Source organism: Chryseobacterium salviniae, from assembly GCF_035819015.1.
In the GTDB taxonomy this organism is placed as follows: domain Bacteria; phylum Bacteroidota; class Bacteroidia; order Flavobacteriales; family Weeksellaceae; genus Chryseobacterium; species Chryseobacterium salviniae.
Genome location: NZ_JAYLAA010000051.1, coordinates 1 through 18,928 on the forward strand (window position 1 = coordinate 1; position 18,928 = coordinate 18,928).

General features: G+C 37.0%; 19 protein-coding genes. All 19 read right to left on the reverse strand.

Features of this window, described 5'->3' with window-relative positions:
- Positions 1 to 153: 153 nt before the first annotated feature.
- Positions 154 to 1,335 (reverse strand): acetyl-CoA C-acyltransferase, encoded by a 1,182-nt coding sequence (locus SOP96_RS16440; RefSeq protein WP_326321988.1) that lies wholly within the window; start codon positions 1,333 to 1,335, stop codon positions 154 to 156.
- A 97-nt stretch (positions 1,336 to 1,432) separates the two neighbouring features.
- Entirely contained in the window at positions 1,433 to 1,813 is a 381-nt protein-coding gene (locus tag SOP96_RS16445) for a hypothetical protein (protein WP_326321989.1), read from the reverse strand.
- 368 nt (positions 1,814 to 2,181) lie between these two features.
- On the reverse strand, positions 2,182 to 3,564 hold the full coding sequence (locus SOP96_RS16450; RefSeq protein WP_326321990.1) for a nucleoside permease: 1,383 nt from the start codon (positions 3,562 to 3,564) through the stop codon (positions 2,182 to 2,184).
- A 16-nt stretch (positions 3,565 to 3,580) separates the two neighbouring features.
- Positions 3,581 to 4,180, reverse strand: coding sequence for a bifunctional nuclease family protein (locus SOP96_RS16455; RefSeq protein WP_326321991.1), 600 nt, complete (start codon positions 4,178 to 4,180; stop codon positions 3,581 to 3,583).
- Positions 4,181 to 4,365: 185 nt separating this feature from the next.
- Positions 4,366 to 5,313 (reverse strand): electron transfer flavoprotein subunit alpha/FixB family protein, encoded by a 948-nt coding sequence (locus SOP96_RS16460; protein WP_326321992.1) that lies wholly within the window; start codon positions 5,311 to 5,313, stop codon positions 4,366 to 4,368.
- Positions 5,314 to 5,431: 118 nt separating this feature from the next.
- Positions 5,432 to 6,178 (reverse strand): electron transfer flavoprotein subunit beta/FixA family protein, encoded by a 747-nt coding sequence (locus tag SOP96_RS16465; protein ID WP_326321993.1) that lies wholly within the window; start codon positions 6,176 to 6,178, stop codon positions 5,432 to 5,434.
- Between the two features lie 118 nt (positions 6,179 to 6,296).
- On the reverse strand, positions 6,297 to 7,004 hold the full coding sequence (locus tag SOP96_RS16470; RefSeq protein ID WP_326321994.1) for an SDR family oxidoreductase: 708 nt from the start codon (positions 7,002 to 7,004) through the stop codon (positions 6,297 to 6,299).
- A gap of 81 nt (positions 7,005 to 7,085) precedes the next feature.
- On the reverse strand, positions 7,086 to 8,576 hold the full coding sequence (locus SOP96_RS16475) for a T9SS-dependent choice-of-anchor J family protein (RefSeq protein ID WP_326321995.1): 1,491 nt from the start codon (positions 8,574 to 8,576) through the stop codon (positions 7,086 to 7,088).
- Positions 8,577 to 8,687: 111 nt separating this feature from the next.
- Positions 8,688 to 10,067 (reverse strand): dipeptidase, encoded by a 1,380-nt coding sequence (locus SOP96_RS16480; protein WP_326321996.1) that lies wholly within the window; start codon positions 10,065 to 10,067, stop codon positions 8,688 to 8,690.
- 258 nt (positions 10,068 to 10,325) lie between these two features.
- The gene (locus tag SOP96_RS16485; protein WP_326321997.1) at positions 10,326 to 10,631 is read right to left on the reverse strand and encodes a hypothetical protein; all 306 of its coding nucleotides are present in this window, start codon (positions 10,629 to 10,631) and stop codon (positions 10,326 to 10,328) included.
- A gap of 130 nt (positions 10,632 to 10,761) precedes the next feature.
- Positions 10,762 to 11,898 carry a class I SAM-dependent methyltransferase gene (locus SOP96_RS16490; protein ID WP_411911991.1) on the reverse strand — a complete coding sequence of 379 codons (1,137 nt, stop codon included), beginning with the start codon at positions 11,896 to 11,898 and terminating at the stop codon, positions 10,762 to 10,764.
- 43 nt (positions 11,899 to 11,941) lie between these two features.
- Positions 11,942 to 12,328 (reverse strand): GxxExxY protein, encoded by a 387-nt coding sequence (locus SOP96_RS16495; protein ID WP_326321999.1) that lies wholly within the window; start codon positions 12,326 to 12,328, stop codon positions 11,942 to 11,944.
- An 88-nt stretch (positions 12,329 to 12,416) separates the two neighbouring features.
- Entirely contained in the window at positions 12,417 to 12,857 is a 441-nt protein-coding gene (locus tag SOP96_RS16500) for a DinB family protein (protein WP_326322000.1), read from the reverse strand.
- Entirely contained in the window at positions 12,857 to 14,008 is a 1,152-nt protein-coding gene (locus SOP96_RS16505; protein WP_326322001.1) for a methylmalonyl-CoA mutase family protein, read from the reverse strand. The genes SOP96_RS16500 and SOP96_RS16505 overlap by 1 nt, the downstream gene beginning before the upstream one ends.
- 90 nt (positions 14,009 to 14,098) lie before the next feature.
- On the reverse strand, positions 14,099 to 14,455 hold the full coding sequence (locus SOP96_RS16510) for an FtsB family cell division protein (RefSeq protein WP_326322002.1): 357 nt from the start codon (positions 14,453 to 14,455) through the stop codon (positions 14,099 to 14,101).
- Positions 14,456 to 14,459: 4 nt separating this feature from the next.
- Positions 14,460 to 15,074: a uridine kinase gene (gene udk / locus SOP96_RS16515; RefSeq protein WP_326322003.1), complete on the reverse strand. Its 615-nt coding sequence runs from the start codon at positions 15,072 to 15,074 to the stop codon at positions 14,460 to 14,462.
- 122 nt (positions 15,075 to 15,196) lie between these two features.
- Complete coding sequence (locus SOP96_RS16520; RefSeq protein ID WP_326322004.1) at positions 15,197 to 17,041, reverse strand: T9SS type A sorting domain-containing protein; 1,845 nt, start codon at positions 17,039 to 17,041, stop codon at positions 15,197 to 15,199.
- Between the two features lie 119 nt (positions 17,042 to 17,160).
- Positions 17,161 to 17,466: an ATP-dependent Clp protease adaptor ClpS gene (locus tag SOP96_RS16525; protein ID WP_326322005.1), complete on the reverse strand. Its 306-nt coding sequence runs from the start codon at positions 17,464 to 17,466 to the stop codon at positions 17,161 to 17,163.
- 22 nt (positions 17,467 to 17,488) lie between these two features.
- On the reverse strand, positions 17,489 to 18,847 hold the full coding sequence (locus SOP96_RS16530) for a hemolysin family protein (protein ID WP_326322006.1): 1,359 nt from the start codon (positions 18,845 to 18,847) through the stop codon (positions 17,489 to 17,491).
- Positions 18,848 to 18,928: the final 81 nt, after the last annotated feature.

Genomic DNA, 18,928 nt, shown 5'->3' on the forward strand with positions numbered 1-18,928 from the left:
CCCCCCCCCCCCCCCCCCCAAAACCGGAAACAGGAAAAAGCGAGTAGTGAGAGCGGGAAAAAGCTCCTAAAAAAATACAAGACCATTCGGCGAAGTCCATAAAAAAATCCGAAAGTAAACACTTCCGGATTTCATTTTTATCAGTAAAAAGAATTACTGCATATTTTCAATAACGATTGCCGAAGCACCGCCTCCACCATTACAAATGGCAGCTGCACCATATTTCCCGTTATTTTGTTTCAGAACATTGATTAAGGTAACAATGATTCTTGACCCTGAACTTCCAAGCGGATGGCCAATAGCCACTGCTCCTCCGTTTACATTTACTTTAGCAGCATCCAATCCTAAAATCTTATTGTTGGCAAGACCCACTACTGAGAATGCCTCGTTAAATTCGAAGAAATCGATGTCTGTAAGCTCCAGTCCTGCCTTTTTCAGAGCAATAGGCAATGCTTTTGATGGTGCGGTAGTGAAATCTTCAGGAGCCTGAGCCGCATCTGCGTAAGAAATGATTTTTGCCAATGGTTTGAGGCCTAATTCTTCCATTTTCTCTTTAGAAACAAGGATTAATGCGGAAGCCCCGTCATTTAAGGTAGATGCGTTTGCTGCTGTTACCGTTCCCTCTTCTTTTTTGAATACGGTAGGAAGCGTTGGAATCCTGTCGAAGTTTACGGATTTGTATTCTTCATCTTCGGCAAAAATTACGGGCTCTCCTTTTCTCTGAGGAATTTCTACCGGCACTACCTCATCTGCAAATTTTCCTTCGCTCCAGGCTATAGCGGCTCTTTTGTAAGATTCGATGGCAAAATTATCCTGTTCTTCTCTCGAAATGCTATAGTCGGTTGCGCATTTTTCTGCACAAACTCCCATATGAACTTTGTTGTAAACGTCTGTAAGCCCGTCAAGAACCATTCCGTCCTGCATTTTTACATCACCTAATTTAGCAGCATTTCTTGCATGGTAATAATGGGGAACTGAAGACATGTTTTCCATACCTCCGGCAATAATTACATCGGCATCACCGGCTTTTATAGCTTGTGCAGCCATGGTTACGGCCTTCATTCCTGAAGCGCAAACTTTATTTACCGTTGTAGAAGGTGTCTCGTTGGAAAGCCCTGCCCCTAAAGCAACCTGACGTGCAGGGGCCTGTCCTTCGCCAGCCTGTAACACATTTCCCATATAGATTTCCTGAACCTGCTTCGGATCAAGATTAATTTTATCTAATGCGCCTTTTACGGCTACCGCTCCAAGTTTTGTAGCCGGAACCGCTGATAGACTTCCGAGAAAGCTTCCCATTGGAGTTCTTACTGCGGAAACAATGAATACTTCTTTCATTTTTATAATTCTATTTTTATTCTAATATACTTTACGGATTTTTGATTTTAAAATTTATTCTGTTATTTATATGAATCGATACTATTCTAAGAATCAATCATTTTCTGCCGGACGCAAAAATAATAATGAAAGCTCCCAGGAATTCAACAATCCATCCCCATTTCAGTTTTACAATACCGGCAAGCTTATCCTGCCATGATTTAAAAGGCATAAAGCTGAAATACTGTGATGCCTGAAACTTTACGGCAAAAAGGGTAAATAAAAATAACAGAACCAGAAGAATGGCAAAAATTCTTGTAAGTTTAGTACTGTTGTTGACAATACCAAACAATGCTCCTGCGGAAAGAACCCAGCATGCAATAGCAAGAAAATGGTCGAGCTTCCAGTAGTTCCAGTTACCAATCACAGGAACGTGAACGAGCGGCAGAAAACTTCCCCCCACTACTAAAATTAACCCTAATAACTGAATATTTTTCATAAATCTTAAAGTGCCAAAATACAAAAAAAAACACACTTACAATAAGTATGTCTTAAAAGTAAATTTTATGCAGGTATTATTCATGAATGACAATATAATTAATAAAAAATTAACTATTATATAATATAAGATTATAATCATTATATAATTAGAAATTTACATTCATTATCTCTATATCAATCTGAAGTCCGTATCATTAGGTAAGCGTTGTATTATTGTTGAATGTGATATAAAATTCTTTTTTTGGTCAAAGATGTTAATTACCCTGATCTACTAACAAATCAGATGATTGACTTTATTATTTTTGCCTAAAAAAATTGCACTTTTATAAAGTGCAATCGAGCATATTTATTGTCAATGACATAATTTTAATGTTTTACCCGGGAAATTTCTTGCGGATTGTGTTTATGTTTAAATAATATAGCGAATAAAATGGCCAAGATTAATGCATAGGCAGCAAATGAAAGCCAGATATTATGCCAGTCTTTAACCATTACAACTGATGATAACGTACCGTCCGGGTTTACTGCGGAATTAAAACTTTTTTTTAAAATTTCCAGAAATGTAGAATTGTCCGGAGAAGTTTCAAGATAAGCTGATAACGAAGATGCTGTGGTAAATTTATGGGTAAAGAATTTGTCAATTGCCCATCCTGCTGCATAGCTTCCAAAAACGGCTCCAAAACCATTGGTCATCATCATAAATAATCCCTGAGCAGAGGATCTGATTTTTTTATCCGTCGTTGTTTCCACAAAAAGTGATCCGGAGATATTGAAGAAATCGAATGCCATTCCATATACAATACAGGAAAGAATGATCAGGCTTAACCCAAATCCTTCAGGAATACCGTATGCAAAAAATGCAAATCTTAGCACCCAGGCAATCATTGACATAAGCATTACCTTTTTAATTCCAAATTTCTTTAAGAAGAATGGAATAGCTAAAATAAATAACGTCTCAGAAACCTGAGAAATCGACATAATGATCGTTGAACGTTTTACCACAAAAGAATCTGCATATTTCGGAAAATGTTCAAACTCACTTAAGAAAACATCGCCATACGCATTGGTAAGCTGTAATGCCGCTCCCAGCAACATCGAAAATAAGAAGAACAGTGCTGTTTTATAATCTTTGAATAATTTAAAAGCGTTCAGTCCCAGCTGTTCGGTAAGTGGTGCATTTTTATCAATTAATTTCTGAGGCGGACATTTAGGTAGTGTTAATGCATAAATTCCTAAGAATACAGCAACTGATCCTGCGATATAAAACTGTCCTTCCGTAGCTTTATTTCCAGTAAGATTGGTAATCCACATTGCAACGATAAAACCAATTGTTCCCCAAACACGGATTGGCGGAAAATCTTTTACGACATCCAGTTCACTGTTTTTAAGAACTGTATAAGAAATAGAATTAGCTAATGCAATCGTCGGCATGTAAAAGCACATCGCTAAAAGCATTACGTAGAAAAAGGAATCGGGATCAGCCGAATGCGGTAGAAAGAACAGAACAATTCCGTAAAGAATATGTAAAGCGGCAAATATTCGTTCGGCATTTATCCAACGGTCGGCAATAATACCGGTAATGGTAGGCATGAATATGGAAGCAATTCCCATGGTTCCGAAAACAGCACCAAACTGTGCTCCGTCCCAGTGTTTTGTTCCAAACCAGAAATTGGCTATTGTGATCAGCCATGCTCCCCAAACGAAGAACTGAAGAAAACTAAGGACAGTTAGTCGTAATTTTAAATTCATCTTTTATAAATATCTCTTAATCAATTTTCTTTTTCCTCCTTTTGATTTCTTCCTGAATTTCCAGCGCAGTGTCGTAATCTTCTTCTTTCACAGCTTCATCCAATAATTTTTGCAGCTCTTCCATAGAAACAGATCTCAGGCTGTCTTCCGTATTTACTGTTTCAGAGAAGGCCTGCTCTTCTTTGGAGACGTCTTCCAGCTCCAGTAGAATTCCGGCTTCATTCAGAACCTGCTGCGTAGTGAAAATAGGCGCATCAAATCTCACAGCCATCGCCACCGCATCTGAGGTTCTTGCATCAAGAATAAGCTCTTCTTCCGTTGATTTATTTTTAAAATTAATATTGGAAAAGAATACACCATCAACTATCTGATAGATGATAACAGAAACGAGTTCATAATTGGCAGAAACAATAAATTTTGTAAATAAGTCGTGCGTAAGAGGGCGGGGCGGATGTATGTCTTTCTCCAGACCAAGAGAAATGGATTGTGCCTCGAAATTTCCTATAACAACAGGTAATTTTATATGTGTTTCTTCATGTTCCAATAACAATGCGTACGCTCCTGATTGGGTCTGGCTGTACGATATTCCGCGAATAATTAGCTGTTTATAATCCATAGCTACAAATATAGATTAATTTTTGAAAATTTTTTTTACTTTTTAGACAAAAATAAAAGCCCGAAAGGGGCTTTTATAAGTGATTCGTGAATTAACTATATTGTCAATTTTGCTTCGCAGGTGAATTTCTAAAGTGTGGTTTAAAATTGACGAGTGAAACGAATTGACAATTGCCAATGCACTTTTTATCCTTTTAATGCTTTAATTTTTTCCGTTAATGCAGGAATAATCTGGAAAGCATCTCCTACAACACCGTAATCAGCCGACTTATAGAATGGTGCTTCCGCATCGCTGTTGATGACTACAATTGTTTTTGAAGAGTTTACTCCAGCAAGGTGCTGAATGGCTCCTGAAATTCCTACGGCGATGTATAAATTCGGAGAAATAGCTTTACCGGTTTGTCCTACGTGTTCTGTGTGAGGCCTCCATCCAATATCGGAAACCGGTTTGGAACATGCTGTTGCTGCTCCTAAAACGTTGGCCAGATCTTCAATCATTCCCCAGTTTTCAGGGCCTTTCATTCCTCTACCTGCAGAAACTACGATTTCAGCTTCTTTAAGATCCAGCTTTCCTGAGCTTTGCTCATGAGAGATCACTTTCGTGTCTTCATTGGCAACAGAAAGGTTTTTCACTTCTTCCGTTCCTGAAACCGGGTTTTCTTTAACTCCGAAAGCATTTTGTGAAACGGTAATGATAACACCTGCCGACTCCGCTTTTGCATGCATGAAGCCTTTTCCTGAGAAAGCTCTTCTTTTTACCTGGAATGGAGAAAGGCTTTCCGGAGCTGCCAGTACGTTAGTAATTAAAGAGTGACCATTCATTACAGCCAGCATTGGAGCAATTGATGATGCATCCGTTGTATGAGGGAAAACGATGATATTTCCGTTTGCCACTTCACTTACTGCCTGAGCATAAGCTTTTGCCGAGAAGTTTTTAAGACCTTCGTCTTTGATGTTGATTACATTGGATGCTCCATATTTATATAACAAATCTGAAGAATCGGTTGGGTTTACAGAGATCGCCGTTACGGTATCTCCAGCCTGGTCTGCAACAGCTTTGGCATAAGAGACTGCTTCAAAGGCTGCTTTTTTGTAAACTCCGTTTATATTTTCTGCGTATACGAATACTGCCATTTTAAATTTGTTTAAGGTTAATGTTCAAGATTCAAAGTTTAATATAATATAAGCGCTGAAAAAATACTTTACTTTAAAACAATATTCCTGAATCTTTTTACTTTTTACTTAGTTCTTATTAGATCACTTTCGCTTCTTCGTGAAGTAATCTTACCAGCTCGTCAAGATTATCCGGAGATACCATTTTCACAGCAGCTCTTGGCGGAACACTGTCGAAAGAAACACCCTGAACTTTTACTTCTGAAGAAGCTGGTTCTACTACCTGCAAAGGTTTTGTTCTTGCAGACATAATTCCTCTCATATTCGGGATAATCAGATCTTTTTCGTCTACCAGTCCTTTCTGGCCTGCGATTACTGCCGGTAACTTTACGGAAATTGTTTCTTTTCCTCCTTCAATTTCTCTTATTGCGGTCGCTTCGCTTCCATTTACATCAAGACCTACGGAAGCATTCACGAACGGCTGGTTTAATAACTGAGCAAGCATTCCCGGAACAGAACCACCGTTATAGTCGATAGATTCTTTACCGCAAAGAATAAGATCATAACCTCCGTTTTGAGCAACAGCAGCAATTTCTTTAGCCGTTGAAAAACTGTCTTTAGGATCAAGATTTACTCTTACCGCATCATTTGCACCGATAGCCAATGCCTTTCTAATAACAGGCTCGGTAGTGGCATCTCCAACATTCAGAACCGTTACCGTAGCTCCCTGGGACTCCTGTAATTTAATTGCTTTTGTTAATGCAAATTCATCAAGCGGATTGATTACCCACTGAATTCCGTTTTTGTCGAATGCGGACTTATCCGCCGTAAAGTTAATTTTTGAAGTAGTATCAGGAACACTACTTATGCAAACTAATATTTTCATATGTTGTTTTAATTTTTTATTGCCCTGAAGCCTTAAAGTTTCAATTGCTAATATAATTAAAAAATATATTATGCATGCATAATACTTATTAATTTATTATTCAGCGCATTAGATGTATTTAATTCGCTGGTTTTGTTGCCCTAAATTCGATCTTACTTGGTAAAACCCTTGGATTCATCTTCAAAATATCCAGAACAAGGCTGCCCATATCTTCCGGCTGAATCTTCCACGCATCTTTCTCAGATGGAATATTTCCGTTAAAATGAGTGGCCACTGAACCCGGCATGATGACCGTAGATTTGATATTATATTTTCTAAGGTCGATCATTGCAGCCTGTGTAAATCCCACCACGCCGAATTTTGAAGCATTGTAACCTGCTCCGTTTTCGAAAAAATTGGCTCCGGCAAGACTTGAAATGGTGATGTAGTACCCTTCTGCTTTTTTCAGTTCTCCTACCGATGCTTTTAATGTGTAGAAAACACCTGTTAAATTCGTTTCAATCATATCATTCCACTCTTCGGCCGAGAGTTGATCTACCGGTTTAAAAACACCAAGTCCTGCATTAGCAATAACAAAATCCAGCTGTCCGAACTTTTCAACCGTATATTTTATGGCTTCCTCTTCACTTTCAAGGCTTCTTACATCTGAAACGATTCCCAATACATTTTCGGAATATTGTTTCAATTCCTGTTCGGCTTTTTCCACATCATCTTTTTTTCTCCCTGAAAATGCAACGGAAACACCGTTTTCGAGTAAGACTTTTGCAATTCCGAATCCTATTCCTTTGGTTCCACCCGTAATATAGGCGACTTTATTGTTTATCATATTATTTTTGATTTAGTTCTTAAAAATAAGAAAAACGCCCCGTTTGGAGCGTTTTATGGATACTAATATTTGTCAGTATATTTATTTTTTAATGAATTTCTGAGAAGAAGTTCCTTCCTTAGTCTCCACAGTAATCAAATACGTTCCTGTAGAAAGTGATCTAACATCAACCTGCGAACCGTTCAATATAACCTCAACTTTTCTTCCAGTCATATCAACCACAGAGACTGCATTGATTTTTGAATCGGTTTTAATGTTTAGGAATTCAGATGTTGGGTTTGGAGAAACAGACATTGTAATGTTTTCGTGTTTAACATCATCAACTCCTAATACTCCTGCAGCAAGATTGAATGTATCAAGAGCTAACGAAAGAGCACCAGCGGCACCAGGAGTTTTATGGTTGAATCCAAAATAATAAACACCACTAGTATTAACATTAAATGACGTAGTAATTTGCGTCCATGTTGATGCTGCAAAGCTTGTTGTTGACCACACTGTTGTCGTTTGTGAAGTAGGGTTTGGCTGATTACCAACTTTTAGTTCTAAACTTTGTGCTGGTATAGGATTTGCGGCTGTGAAGTTTCTCAAGTAAAAAGTAATTTGATAAGAATTTCCAGCAGCTAGATATATAGGTCGTGAATATAACCATCTATCGGTTGGTGTACCAATAACAGTACTTGAGTTTGAGAAAACCATTTGTGCTCCGGCTTGAGGATTTCCTGCACCATTATTTATAGACCATGTACCAGACCATCCGTCAGCTGTAAAACCATTAGTATTATCAAAACCGTAAGGATATCCTGTTGTTGTTGCATTTAATGCTGTGAATGCTCTATAAGGTCCAATCCAAGCACTTTGAGATCCCGTACAATTACTTCTCAAGTAATAAGAAAGAATAGATCCTGCAGCACCACTAATTGATGCACTTGTTGTTGAAGTATTAATTATAGTTCCTGATCCTTGCGTAAATCCTGTAGCTCCATATTCTACATCATACGAAGCAGGAGTTCCGATAGCAGCTGTCCAACTTACCATAGCATTTGTTGCACTCGTTGCGTAAGGACTGTTAATACTAAACTCGCCTGGTCTTATACATGAAACAGAGTTAAAATTCAATGTAAAATCAAATCCTAAATTATTCCATCTATTATCCCATACAATATAGTAAGTGGCTCCTGCGGTTACTGGAAATGTTGTAGTTGATCGATAGTTTGTTGCTGAAATATCATCATTTCCTCCATAGCATGAAAGAGCAGTACAGGCACCTGTAATAATAGAAACCCTTGTATCGTTACTTTTAGTTACGCCGTCATTCTGTGGCAGATTGGATGAAACAGTGACTTCACCATTTGCAGTAGGAGTATATTTATACCAATTTGCTGCCGGAGTACCAGGAGGAGTTAAGTTTGCAGCAGAACCACTACCCACACAGGTTGCTAAATACGTTCCTGTATAGCTTGTTACAGTTGTAGTACTCCCAGATGTAATTGCTAATGCTCCTGCACAATTTGCCTGTGCAAAAGAGAAATTGGATAATGTAACCACACCCAAAATTGATAGAATTTTTTTCATAAAAATTAATTTTAGTTTATAATGTAAATATAAAAAACTTTATTAATCAAAAATTAAAAATTTCAAAAATTAAAAAATCCCCAAGAAAAACATCTCAGGGATTAACTTTTATCATTTTGAATAATTTTCAAAAAACTGCGGTATACTCTCAATTCCTTTATAAAAATTGAATAATCCGTAATGCTCATTGGGTGAGTGGATCGCATCAGAATCCAATCCGAATCCCATTAAGACGGATTTCGCTCCCAGCACCTGCTCAAACATTGCGGTAATAGGAATACTTCCGCCGCCTCTGTATGGAAGCACTTCTTTTCCGAAGGCTGATTCCATTGCCTGTTTTGCAGCCAGGAACTCTTTGGTGTCGGTTGGTAACACGTATGGCATTCCTCCATGATGCGGCGTAACTTTTACCTTTACGTTTTCCGGAGCAATCTTCTCGAAATATTTTGTGAATTTTTCTGTAATCTCTTCAGGAGTCTGATAAGGAACAAGACGCATCGAAATTTTAGCAAAAGCTTTGGACGGAATTACCGTTTTTGCACCCTCACCTGTATAACCGCCCCAGATTCCGTTACAGTCCAACGTAGGACGAATGGATGTTCTTTCTAAAGTAGTATATCCTTTTTCACCTTCCACACCGTTTAGTCCGATGGATTTTTTAAATTCTTCCGGGTTGTCTTTCAGCTTGTTCATATCTGCTCTGTCGGCATCCGAAACTGTTTCTACATTGTCATAAAACCCATCAATGGTAATATGCCCGTCTTCATCAATAAGATTAGCAATCATTCTTGAAAGTACATGGATAGGGTTTGGAACCGCACCACCATATAATCCTGAATGCAGGTCTCTGTTGGGACCTTCCACCTCTACTTCTACATAACTTAACCCTCTCAACCCTGTGGTAACCGTTGGCTGCTCATTACTGTAAATATGCGTATCTGAAATTAAAATACAATCGCAGGAAAGTTTTTCTTTATTTTCATTCACAAAGTCTCCAAGGCTTACCGAACCAACTTCTTCTTCTCCTTCCAGAATAAATTTAACATTGCAGGGAAGCGTATGGGTCTTCATCATGGCTTCAAATGCTTTAAGGTGCATGAAGAACTGTCCTTTATCATCAGCAGAGCCTCTTGCAAATATTGCTCCTTCCGGGTGAAGTTCTGTTTTTTCGATATAAGGCTCAAAGGGAGGTTTTTTCCAAAGCTCTAAAGGATCAGCAGGCTGCACATCGTAATGTCCATATACCAAAACGGTCGGAAGATTTTCATCTAACATCTTTTCTCCGAAAACGATAGGATATCCTTTTGTCTTGCAAACTTCCACATTGTCGGCACCGGCATTTTTAAGATGGCTTGCCACAACCTCCGCACATTTTAAAACGTCGCCTTTATACGCAGGATCTGCAGAAATAGAAGGAATTCTCAGTAACTCAAATAATTCATCCACGAAACGCTGTTTGTTTTCGTTGATATAATTTAATGTCTCTTGCATTCTAAAATATTATTTTGTTAAAAGTAAAAAATTTGCTCCGCCGGAACAAACAAAAACACATAATTTTCCCTCAGATCTAAAGCTTCCTGTGAATTGCATCAGGGAAAATTAATAAATACAGGAATCTATGAAACAACTTTCGTAATGATCTGTTTGTTTTTAGGTTGCGGCGGCTTCGCCGCCGCAACCTAAAAACTTCGAGATAGAACAAAAAAATATCCCGCAGAAATGCGGGACGTTTATATCTTATCTAATCAATTAGTGTTCAGCTTTTGGAGTCTGGGAGCCTTCCGGAATGGGAGTAGCATCAGAATGCTTATTGTCTTCTTCTTCTTTATGCTTTGGAGCACCGGCTGTATCTGTCTTTACAGGTGTTTCATGGCCATCATGCGCATCACCTCTGTATTCAGAAAGATTATCCTGTTCGCCGCTTGTCTGTTCGTCGTCAGAGTATCTTTCCACACCTTCCTCAAGTTTGATAACTTTTTTGTTACCTCCTGCCTGGATCTTTTTACAGCTTACCGCAACAGTAGCAAGGGCTAAACATATAACTAATTTTTTCATATGGAAAATTTATTTTTTTAATGATTACAGCATCGCATCATTTTTAAAATATTTTTATTTCAGCAGTGCGGCTGTATTCTAATTTTTAATTGCCCAAAATTAAGAAATCTTGTATTTTACAGCAACATTTTTATACTGATTTTAAAATTATTTTCCCTTTTTTGGATTGTGTAAAAATAAGATATTTTTCACCCCCGTCTTTTATATTGTATTTTTTCTTAATTTCTTCCGGTTTTAATGGGTAGTTTTTTGAAATAATGTTATACTGGCTTTTCTTTTGAATCTTTTTAGCATCAATAACTTTCATTTCAAATACCCTTCCCGGAAAATCATTGATCTGTGAATCTGAGGTATAAATATGCGAGTTTGGATGCAGCTTCTTTAATCTCATTTTTTGTGAGATAAGGTTAAAAACACCTGCTTTTAAAATAGCATTATTGGGAATATAAATGTACTTTTCCGGTTCGCCATATTCCGCAACGGCATTTTCTTCTTCACCAAACATAAATTTAAAAACGGGTTCATCGCTTTCGAGATTTACGCAATTACAGGAAATTTTATTATCTTTTTGATTGGATAGAAAAATTACAATTTCTTTGACATCGTTTTTAACAGCGATAATATCAATTCTGAAAATAGCCGGTAAAACGGATGCCAGATATTTCAAATCTATTAAAGGAGATAGTTTAATGACAACCTGAGTTGCTGATGAAAGTAATTCTTCCCGGATGGCAAGAATATCCGGCGAAAGATCTTCGAGCAGGAAAACTTTATTCCTGTTGTTGTCCCTGCGAGCCGGATCGAGGTAAACGACGTCAAATACTTCTTTATTTTCAGCGAGAAACTTTTCAAGCTTTTGGTTGATGAATGTCGCTTTTTTTCCTAAAACATTCCAGTTGTTACGGACGATTTCAAGGAGATCCGGATTTTGCTCGACGAGTGTTATTTCATTAAAATTTTCGGATAAATAATAGGCATCGATTCCAAATCCCGCAGTAAGATCGATGAATTTTTCACTTTTTAAAAGTGCGGATTTGTAAACGGCCGTTTTTTCTGAAGATGATTGTTCTAAATTGAGCTGTGGCGGAAAAAGAATGCCTTCTTTTAATAAAAACGGAAATTTTTTCAGTGCTACCTGTTTTCCTTTGATCTGCTGCACAATTTCATGCATGGAAACATCAGAGAAAGGCGAATTTTTTAACAGCAAAGCATGTAAATCTGTATTGAGATTTGCATTGATATAGTTTTGTATGTTCTTATCCAATATTTTAACCACAGATTTTCTCAGATTTGCACAGATTCTATTATATTCAGTAATCTAAATTTCCGTTTATCTTCCTGAATATGCTTTTTGCAATGTAATCTGTATAAAAATTTACTAAAATACCTAATTTTAAGTCAGTTAACTTTAAATAAGTTAATAATTGCTGATGATGAATATTTTTAATTTCAGTTATGGCTTTTACTTCAATTATTACTTTATTTTCAACAATAATATCAGCAATAAAACCCGAATCTAGAAATGTATCCTTATATTTTATTTTCATGGGAACCTGTGATTTTACGATTAAACCGTTGTTTTGAAGTTCTTGAACTAAGACATTCTCATAAACTTTTTCCAGCAAACCTGGCCCCAATTCATTATACACAGAAAAAATACATTTTCTGATATAAAAACTAATTTCGTTTTCTTTCATTATCAAATGTGCTTTATACTATAATCTGTGCAAATCTGAGAAATCTGTGGTCGTAAAAATCCAAGATTTAACAGTAAGCTGCAGTAATTCATCTTTTATAAAAAATATAATCCGTTAAGATAGGGTCTATTCCGTTTTGCTTCAGTAAGGAATTGATTTGTGCACGGTGATAGGTAGAATGGTTGATGGCCTGAAACAGCATTTCAAAAACCGTATTTTCAAAATGTGTTCCTTGAGAATTCTGATAGTGTATCTTTTGATCCGGATCAAAATTATTTACGACTTCAATACTTTTTTTACAATTTTTCCGGTTTATTTCCTGCAACGTTTCAAGAGGATTGATCTGCCATACTTCAAATGCTTTTTCCCCTAAAATTCTTGAATTCCAGATTTGCTGGGCATTTAAAGTATGATTAATAAGACTAATTACTTTTTCATCAGCTTTCTCAATATTTTCAGCAATAATTCTAATCATTTCACTGTTGAAATGAAAGGTATACTCCAATAAATCGATTAGTTTTTCTTTCATTACTCAAACATTTGAGCCCATCGTACCGGTTTGATTTCACTTTCGCTGTATAGTTCTTCAGCAGATTTTTTAACCTCTGATTTCGGGTACAAATTAACGCCAATCAGCTTTATTTTTCCTTCTTCTACCCATTTTTGTTCTTCCACAGCATGCTGATAAATCTGTTTTTGGATAATTCCCTGCTTCATAAGTTCAAGATAGCCACCCGCTTCTTCAATTTCGATAAAATAAGCCCAGGATTTTTCCGCAATCTGGCGTGTAATATCTTCTACAAAATAACTCCCGTTGGAAGCATCTTCGAAAACATTAATAATGCTTTCGTACGCAAGAACAATTTGCTGCTTAAATGAAATTTCTTCAGAGTTTTCTGTTGACCTGTCTACCAGATAATTATTGCTGAAAACTGCATCAGCTCCCCCGATCATTGCCGAAGCAAGCTCCAGGGTAGAACGTATCAGGTTGTTTTCGTTATCTGCAACGGCTTTATTTCTTAATGATGTTTCTGCAAAAATGTATGGAATTTCATCGGCATCATATTCTTTAGAAAGCTGGTTAAAAATAATTTTAAAAGCTCTTAATTTAGCCATTTCAAAGAAATAATTGGTCCCCATTGCAATCCTGAAAATCAGCTTATTTAAAATTTCGGAACCGTATGCTTCAATCAGTTCTTTGGCTTTTGCCAGTGCAATTCCCAATTGTTGGTAAATAGCTGCTCCTGCATTCTGGTGAAGGGAAATATCAACACAGATGTTTCTTCTAAATTGTTTTGCGAGTAATTCCTTAACCAACTGATCGTTGATCACTGTTTCTTTTTCATCAAAAACGTCAATCATAGAAAAATACTGATCTTCTTCTTTAGGGCTGATATGTCCTGCAAGATCAATATTATTAATGAAAATAGTCTTTTGAACAAGGTTTTCTACGTTGTGATCCAAAAGAAATGCATAGACATCTTCTTCAAGGCTTTCGTGATATCTGGCGACAAGATGGGTATTTTCTTCAACTTTCGGAAGATTCACCAAGGGCTGCTGAATTTCATCGTAGAAAGGTTTTACGCTAATTCCCTCTAAATTTTCTTTATTGAGAACAGCGTAGATATCTTCGGTCTTAAGCTGTTTCTTAACTAAGTTTTCCCAAGCTGTGTTTGACATGGATAATGAATTGGATTGTTGTGAATGATCAATAGTGAATTTTTAAAATTGACAGCAAAGCGAGCTGGCAGTCATGTATTCACTTTAGAATTATTTTTTTGCAATATGGGTGCTGTCTACCACGAGAATAAAAATTTCTTCATTCGGTTTTTTCATGAAGTAATTTTCCCGGGCATATTTTTCTTTTTCAGATTTGTTGTTCATCAGCTTTTTATAAAACTTATCATTTTTTTCGTATTCGGTTTTATAATATTCAAGCTGTTCTTCATATTTGCTGATCTCGCCATTCAGTTCATTGATTACCAAAAACGAGGTTTTATCGAAAAAAATCATCCAGACCAAAAACAGGCAGATCGTAATGGTATATTTATTCAGAACATATTTCTGAATGAATTTAAATGTTTCCGATTTCGGCTGAATGTCTTTGATAAGTTTGTTTCCTTTCATAGTATTAATGTTTTCTGAGAGAGTTTTTAATGACAGTCGTTAAAAAATCAATGGCTACAGAATTTTGCCTCATATTAGGGATGATAAGATCTGCTTCGTTTTTTGAAGGCTCAATAAATTCCTGATGCATGGGTTTCAGAGTAGTCTGGTAACGGTGCAGCACTTCATTAAGGTCTCTTCCTCTCTCCTGGGTGTCTCTTTTGATCCTTCTGATCAGTCTTTCATCAGAATCTGCATGCACAAATACTTTAAGATCAAATTCTTTTAAAAGTTCCTTGTTGGTGAGAACAAGAATTCCTTCTACTACCAATACGTTTTTAGGTTCAACAGTAACGTGGTCTCCGGTTCTGGAATGGGTCACAAAGCTATAAATCGGTTGCTCAATTGGCTCATTGTTCTTTAAGGCTTTTACATGTTTTATCAGTAAATCAAAATCAATGGACTTCGGATGATCATAATTTAAAGCTTCTCTTTCTACTAACGTAAGATTATGATTGTCATGATAATAATTATCCTGAGAAAGGATGTTCATTCCTCCAATATCAAGCTGCTGTATTATTTTGTCAACAACCGTAGTTTTGCCGGATCCGGTGCCTCCTGCAATTCCTATTACAAGCATTCTGTTTTGTTTCTTTATAGTTTTTACAAATATACTATTTTAGTTGAATGCAAATAAAATAATGCCTCCTTAAATTATTCAAAACAAAAAATCCGGTGCTTTTAACATCGGACTTTAAATCTTTATTTTTTAATGAATTTCGTTGATAATTCCAATCCTTTTATCCTCAGAATATAGTCTCCGACTGCCAGATGAGAAACGTTAACGGTGTTTCTGCCATTTGCGATAGTTGTTTCCATTACTTTTCTTCCTTCCATATTGAAGATTTCCACTTTTTCTTCTTTGCTGATCTTCATGGAAATATGTAAAATATCTGAAACCGGATTCGGATAAATGGAAATGATTTCTTTTTTAGAAAGATCATCTACACTCAACTGACAAGAATAGGCAGGCAATGTATATCCTGCAGCTGTAAATTCCGCTGTCATCTGGTCAATATCATTGCATGTAAACCCGAATGTTCCCAACATATCAATTGCAGCCTGTCTTACGGCAATTGCAGCATTCTGCTGATTGGTACTTGAGGTTGTCATGCTTAATCCTTCAAGAAATGCACGATCTGTTTTTTGTTTTCCAATGGCATCATAAATCCGCATCAATGCAGATGCCCAAATTTGTCCGTTTGTATGAATAGAACTGGTTAATCCGCTTGGATATATTGCGGCATAATCTGTAACTCTTCCATTCCAAAAAGAATTGTGACCGTCCCAGTTGAACATCCACTGGTAAGCAGCAGCAGCAGGTTGCCACTGATTAAGGCTTCTGCTGTATGATTGTGCCCAATAATCTCCGCACCCTTCACTTAAACCGTTAACCTGCGAAAGATTTCCGTTGGTAATCCAATCGTGAATTCCGTGGCCAAGCTCATGAAGAACAACATCTGCATCTTCAGCGTCGTCAACCCCTCCTTCCCCGAATACCAAAATCTGGCTGTTGGGATCATAGTGAGAGTTGTCGGCACCGTTTTCTCCATGAGGATCAAATGCAAGAACGCCATTATTCATACTCGGAATACAAGGAATTCCCAATGTTAAATTGATATAGCGGAGATTGTTGTCGAGATGCCAGTACGCATTGGCTGCTTCAAATCCGTCCTGGTTTCTGTTAAATAAAAACTGATTGCTGGCCTGGGTAAAAAGCCCTTTATTCGGTGCTTCCAGTTCTTTGATTTCAACATAGGTACCTTTCAGCTTGTAAACACCTGCAGTTAGTTCCAGTTCCGGAATGGTAACCAATGTTCTCGCTGCGTCCAGACTGGCATTGGTGCCGTCATTTCCGTCTGCATATTGTCCGCCATAAGCAACCTGCATTTTAGACAGCGGATCCGGATTAAAGATATAGGCTGAACCCGTTACCAGCACGTTTTTTTTAACTTTCTGCTGTTTTTTATTTTTTTCAGGCTTTTCTTTTTCTTTGTGTCGAAAAGAAATATCTTTCACACTGATTACTTCACCTGTTTTTGCGTCAATGATGGTTTCCCAGCTTCCGGGATTTTCATAAGAATTTGTCAGTGCACGGTACACTAACTTTGTTTCACCCTGCTCTGTAACATACACGTAAAGTTTAGCTTCTTCAAAAGTAATATCTCCTTTAGAATGCGAAGCCATATGCGCCTTTTTTAAAGCATCAACCGATGAAACTGCAGGATCAGTACTTATTTGTTGAACATTTTTCTTAAAACTTTCAGTGGCCGTATAACTAATCTGACCATTTTTATTGAAATGCATTACAATTTCTGACTGAAAGACAGGAACATTTCCTATCATTTGCTGAAAACGAAGTGTTTCCCCCGAATTTCCTTTTCTCACATATGTTAATTTCAATGTGCTGAAATCCTGAAGCCCTATATTTCTTGAATTTTGAGTAATCCAGTTTCTTGCCGGATTCTCCAATGATGATTGCTGACCTGATAAAATCGAATATGACAACAAGCAGCCAACAATTAAAGCGTTAATTTGTAATTTCATTTAAATGTCTCTAATAACTTTAGCAATTTACAAAATTTTGATAAATTTTTATGAATATGCTAAAAAATCATTAAATATTTTATAAATCAACAGCTCCGGCATACGCCGGAGCTGCTGATTTATACGATTTCACTGGTTAATTCCCTTGAGAGCAGTTTTTCATGCATGGGTTTCAGCACATCCATGGAACCCGTTTTTACGGTACATTTGCCTTTAAAATGGACGAGAATCGTACATTGTTCGGCCTGTTCCAGCGTATGTTTGCAAATTTCAATCAAACTGTCAATTACATAATCGAAGGTATGAACATCATCGTTATGTAACACCAGTTTATATACTTCATCCGTATCGTCCAGCACAAGCACCTCTTCCTCATACTGCCGTTTCGGATCTTCGTAATCTCTGATGCTGTTATAAAAAATCATTACAAGTTTATTTAAGGTTAAATCAGACCTCGCCTATTTTCTCTGCAAGATCATTTATTGTATTGGGTTGTTCGTAAACCAACTCTACTAATTCCACGCTCTTGTTATTCATTTTTAATATTTTAAAATGATAATTTTCGAGGTCGAATTCCTGATTTTCTTCCGGAATATCTGCCAAAGCATGCAGAATGAAGCCTGCAAGTGTATTATATTCACTTTCCTCTGAAAGAGGGAGTTTTTTAGGGATAAATTCATTGATTTCGTCCAGAGGCTGGGTAGCCTGTACCCAATAGGTATTCTCTCCTATTTTGTCAACAATTTTTTCTTCGTCGTCTTCTTCATCCTGAATTTCACCCACCAGTTCTTCCAGAATGTCTTCAAGGGTAATAATTCCTTCCGTACCTCCGAATTCATCTATCACAATCGCAAGGTGCTGCTTTTTCTGCTGGAAAATTTTCAGAAGATCTGAAATCTTTTTGCTTCCCACCACAAAAAACGCATCGCGCATAAGGTCTTTTAAATCTTCATGGCTGAGTTCACCCTTTCTTTTAACAAATTCCCTGATGATTTCCTTGGTATACAGAATTCCAATTACATTGTCAATAGAATCAATATATACCGGAATCCTGGAATATCCGCTTTCCATGATTTTATTAATAATTTCATTAACCTCTTCTTCAAAATCTATGGAAGTAATATTCTGCCTTGGAACCATAATCTGCTTGGCCGAGTGATCTGTGAAATCGAAGGCATTTTTAATGATCTCATAATTTTCTTCTTCAATCTCTCCGCTGTCTGCACTCTGCTTTACCAAAAGCTGAAGTTCCTCCGTAGAATGTATTTCATGCTCTGAAGCAGGATGGATCTTTACCAATCGTAAAAAAGTATTGGACATTAAGTTCATCAACCAGATAAACGGCTTAAATACGGTATAAAACACCCTCAAAGGAATAGCCGTTGCCATTGTGGTGGATTCCGATTTACGGATCGCAATGGATTTCGGGATAAGCTCCCCGAAAACAATATGCATCACGGTAATGAGAACAAAACTGGTGATTACGGAAATTGAAGTAATCGTTGTTTCATTAAGATTAATATTAAGTGAGCTGAAGATATTTTCAACAATATGGTGCAATGCACTTTCTCCTACCCAACCCAGGGCTAGGGAAGCCAAAGTAATGCCGAGCTGTGTTGCGGAAAGGTATTCATCAAGGTGTTTGATGATATGCTCTGCCTGTTTTGCCATAGAGTTTCCTTCTGCGGCTTTTAATTGGATTTGTGAGTAACGAACTTTAACAATTGAAAATTCTGCGGCTACGAAGAAGCCATTGAGTAAAACAAGTAATAAGGCCAGCAAAAGCCTGACTATGTCCGAATCCATTTAGAAATTGTATATAATTTATGGATACAAATATATACAAAATAAAAATAACAAAAAAAGCATCGTGGTATACGATGCTTT